This is a genomic window from Segatella copri (assembly GCF_019127135.1).
GTDB lineage: Bacteria > Bacteroidota > Bacteroidia > Bacteroidales > Bacteroidaceae > Prevotella.
The window spans coordinates 1-4,138 of the sequence record NZ_JAHOEA010000109.1 but is presented as its reverse complement, the minus strand read 5'-3'; the positions used below and the strand labels follow the sequence as shown (position 1 = coordinate 4,138).

Genomic DNA, 4,138 nt, shown 5'->3' with positions numbered 1-4,138 from the left:
CCAATGGCGAGCGCATCAAGATTGGGAGGAGGCTGACTTGAAATATCGTGCTTTGAAGATGGTTCTTCCATCTAACGATCCAAATGTTCGATACATCGAAAAGAACTTTTCTGTATGCCCAAATAAAGAAGTTATTGAGAAAGTGAGAACTCATGTAAATATTTACGAGGACTCAATTCGCTATCATAACGAAATGATACAGATGGCAGCAATTAAAGATAGCATTGCTAATAGCCTATTTAAAGAGGTGAATGAAATTAAAAAGAAAATTAATCAGAAATAATAGATAACGACCATCTGGTACAAGCGCATTCTTCGCTTCGAATCGGGTAGGAGGTAAATGCTAATCATAAAAGGCAGTTGCTTCCTATTTTCACATTTACCGACCTCCCACACCAGGCTTATTAGGGACTTGCACCCATTAGATAAGCTCATGCCGAGCAATCGAGTAGGAGGAAAACGAAGCAGTTTTCTTCCTGCTCGATTCACTTGTTGCGTCTGTTTTTTGAATCCATACCTTTAGAGAAAGCACGAAGTTGTTGCTTCCCAAGGAGGCCATGAAGTGGTGATGAACGGAGAATAACACTATTCACTCTCTCTCGGAGGGTGTGACAGAAGTTCTTTTTGTACAAACACTCCTTTCTCGAACTTCCATTTCCCAAACTCATAATCAACGGCAGAACCACGGCTGAAAGATTCAATAATCTTTTCTTTTTCGTTAAGCGTAGGATTGGGAATATCATGGAATGATGGAACAAACAAGAACTTCTGCTTGACTTCATTCCAGACATAAGCATCCCAATATTCCACACCTTGATTTCCGAATTGTCCCAAATATACCAACAGATCTTTATTGCCATCAAACGTCACATCAGCCATCAGACAGCTATCCTTCCGGCCACCATTTGGGTCAAAAGTATCGTCCTTTGGATAAGAGAAAGGTATAATTTGTACAGTTTTCTCCCCTCGCATAATAAATACTTCAAAATCGAAATCCTTGGACTTGGGAGATTGTGTTCTTATAACAGCGTTAAGCGTATCTTCCGATGCAATATCTTGCTTGGTAAAGACCTTGCCCGAAATCACACTATCGGTGTCAATAGACATGCTGTCTTTGGTAGGGTTTCCCTGCCCCACCTTACTTTCCTTGCAACCGAAGATCAACATCAAAGAAAGTATTACTAATGTACTATCGATAATTCTTTTCATTGTCTTTAAATATTTTGATCATTTCATTGCGTTATTTTTTATTATTGTATGCAAAAGTAGTGCTTTTAGCCTTTAAGCCACTATCACACAACCCCTTTCTTTGAAAAGAACGTAAAATCAATAGTATTATTGCGATGATTGTACTTTTATTAATCGTTTCACTCGTTGTATGGTATTTACCCCTTAAACGGATGATTTCCCGACAACAGGAGTCAATAACATTACAATAAGTCCACAAAAGGAAGAACAGATATATGATTTGTCTGGGAAAAAGGTAATATCTACAACTCATTAAAAAGAAAAAATTAGAAAGGAATTATGGAAAGCGATATTTGCCCATAATTCCTTTTTATTTTTATATTACCCCACCAACTCCAATTGGGTATAATCAAAACGGTACGACCGGTTTCCAGAAATCGCTAATTTGATTTAGTTTCAAGTTTCTCTTCCAAACATTAGCTTTAATAAAATGCTCTTCATAAACAGCCCTGTCTCGCTCTGGATAAATGTTCCCTTTCCAATATTGTCTCAATTCGGCAACCTTAATGAGATGTCCATTGGTGCATACATATTTTACATATTCGTTCTCTGCGGAAGAAACATACACTCTTGAAAGAATACACTTGTATTTGTCGCTGATTTTGGGGTTTGGAATATCTTTGAATTCTTCAATTTTGTCATAATGCTCAGTATTAGGATTCCAAACACATGCATCAAAATGTTCAGTGCCAGAAGCACCAAAGCTACCCAAATAAAACAGCACATCTTCTTTTATACCGTCAAAATTCAAGTCAGTCAACAGACAACTATCAATACGTTCTTCATTTGGTACAAGATCATCATCTTCAGGATATTTGTATCCGAAGCGATGAATGGTCTTGTCGCCACGTTTTATAATCACTCCATAATCAACATCGTCAACCTCATGCTCTATCATAAGGCTTAGAGTGTCGTCATTACTTCTCATAGAAGAATCAGAAGTTGCTTCTTTCTGTGGAACACATTTCGTTTTATTCTTATTGCATCCCCATACTACAAGAAAACTACAAAAAATGAGTAGAATAAAAACTATCTTTTTCATACTTCTTTTTATTTTTATTGCGACAAAGATACAGAATTTCTTTTTATTTTCTGCAAGAATTAGCAATTTTCTTACTCCACCAATAGCAATTGGATATAAATCGTGCTGTGGGAACTTCTCGCAGCCGATATAGAGCGTTTCGAAGGCATCGGTGCCGTCGGTACGGTGTTCGAGAACGTCTCCGCACCATTGCAATACTTCAAATATGTGCGCTGCTCGAACTTGTCATAGTCAATCTTGCTCACATAGTCGTAGCCGTATGACTTGTAGCCATGCACCTTTTCAAGCTGACCGCCGAGGTTGTAAGAATAGGTAATCTTCTCCTCGTCTGGATAAATCATCTCTAACCCGTAGTGCTTGGATTTTATATGAAAAAAAATTCAAAGATACAAGGGAAATATCCTCTGATAAGCCCTGGCGAATTTTAAGGCGGTTTATAGCCTTGTTTTGTTGATACTTTCATACTTCTTTATTTTATGTTTTATCTAAAGAACGATAGACATTTGTTTATTCTCATGCTACAATTCTTATTATTTATTCCATAGTTACCTTATCCTTTTTCAAAGCTAATCTTTCACTTAAGATTTCCTTGACATACTTGGCGAGAAGTTGACTATTGTCTTTTACATCAAATGCCATAAGGCTCTGTTCATGACAAGGAGTCATTCCTCTACCATCATCAGCTTGTTGCCAAAGTTCTAAATGAATTATGCCTGTTTGAACATTCAACTTTACTATGCAAGCCACGGATTGTTGATAGTAACTTTTCAACGAACGTTCTTTAATAAACTTCAGATAAGCGGATGTGGAATTTATTGAAGTTCGTATGACCATACTACTTTTACCCAAACAGAAAAATATCGCATTGGCCAATTCTTCCTCGGATGCTGTAGCAGGAAGAAAGATAATTGGTTTATCTTCTACTTGGCATCCCTCAAAAATCCGATAGAGAGTTATCACCTTGAAACCTTTTGATGAAAAGGAAATGCAACAAGACTTTTTTCTATGGGAATAGAGAAGTTTGCAAAGCCAAAATTTTATTCTTTTACACATAAACATAGTGAATTCATATAGAAAAATTTGATATGGTATTTTCTCTTCTTATCGTCTCCTGTTTAAATGCTCCAATTAGGGCATATTTTATAGGAATTTTTCTTTCAACAACAGTCATCATCTTGACTATATCAGCTTTTGTTAGAAAGAATATTTGCTGCTTGCTTTTATAATTAAGGCTCATATTGTCCATTTTGTTTTCTGCCTTTTTCTTCCACCTGTACGCCAAAACGAAAGCAATGGAAACGGCTAGTATTACGATAAACAATGTCTGTTGCATAATCATTTTTTTTGTATGTCTATTATAAAAATCTGCGTAAAAATATAATTAAGAATATCACAAAAAGAATAAAGCCACATCCCCATGCCCGATTTGACATTTCATTCTCAAAATTAGATAATTCTGATGTTTTCTTCGATTTACTACCTTCATAAAGGGTTCGGTAAGAAATCTTGCGATGCCTTACAAAGCGTAGCCATAGATAGCGTAAGCCTGTACCGATACGAAGAATAATAATATTCCTCAAATAATATCTGAAAAGTTCTTCCATACTCAATAGAAACTCTGATTTTTTCTTATTCCCTGTTTATTCTTTCCACCAATTCGTCTGGTGTAAGTATCTCCATCTTGGAGAAACCAAACCACTTTTTGCCTAAGTCCTTAATGGATGCACCTATGTGATATACACAGTTCGCTGCTCTCCTTTTTTTCTATTTTATCTGTCATATTTATATTCATTTTTCCAATATCACAAATTGTGACTTTGAACATTACCATATTTAACAGCATTCAAA

General features: G+C 36.1%; 5 protein-coding genes and 1 pseudogene. 1 reads left to right on the top strand and 5 read right to left on the bottom strand.

Annotated features, from left to right (window positions below):
• Positions 1–283: pseudogene (locus tag KSW37_RS15185) on the top strand (hypothetical protein); the annotation flags it as partial.
• A gap of 302 nt (positions 284–585) precedes the next feature.
• Here the strand turns inward: KSW37_RS15185 and KSW37_RS15180 are convergent.
• From KSW37_RS15180 to KSW37_RS15160, 5 genes are all read right to left on the bottom strand, one after another.
• Entirely contained in the window at positions 586–1,209 is a 624-nt protein-coding gene (locus tag KSW37_RS15180; RefSeq protein WP_118192582.1) for an XAC2610-related protein, read from the bottom strand.
• Positions 1,210–1,597: 388 nt separating this feature from the next.
• Entirely contained in the window at positions 1,598–2,290 is a 693-nt protein-coding gene (locus KSW37_RS15175; protein WP_217743521.1) for an XAC2610-related protein, read from the bottom strand.
• A gap of 71 nt (positions 2,291–2,361) precedes the next feature.
• On the bottom strand, positions 2,362–2,631 hold the full coding sequence (locus KSW37_RS15170; RefSeq protein ID WP_118192588.1) for a hypothetical protein: 270 nt from the start codon (positions 2,629–2,631) through the stop codon (positions 2,362–2,364).
• 193 nt (positions 2,632–2,824) lie between these two features.
• The gene (locus tag KSW37_RS15165) at positions 2,825–3,250 is read right to left on the bottom strand and encodes a hypothetical protein (protein ID WP_151200684.1); all 426 of its coding nucleotides are present in this window, start codon (positions 3,248–3,250) and stop codon (positions 2,825–2,827) included.
• A gap of 106 nt (positions 3,251–3,356) precedes the next feature.
• Positions 3,357–3,623, bottom strand: coding sequence for a hypothetical protein (locus KSW37_RS15160; protein ID WP_217315264.1), 267 nt, complete (start codon positions 3,621–3,623; stop codon positions 3,357–3,359).
• Positions 3,624–4,138 lie beyond the last annotated feature (515 nt).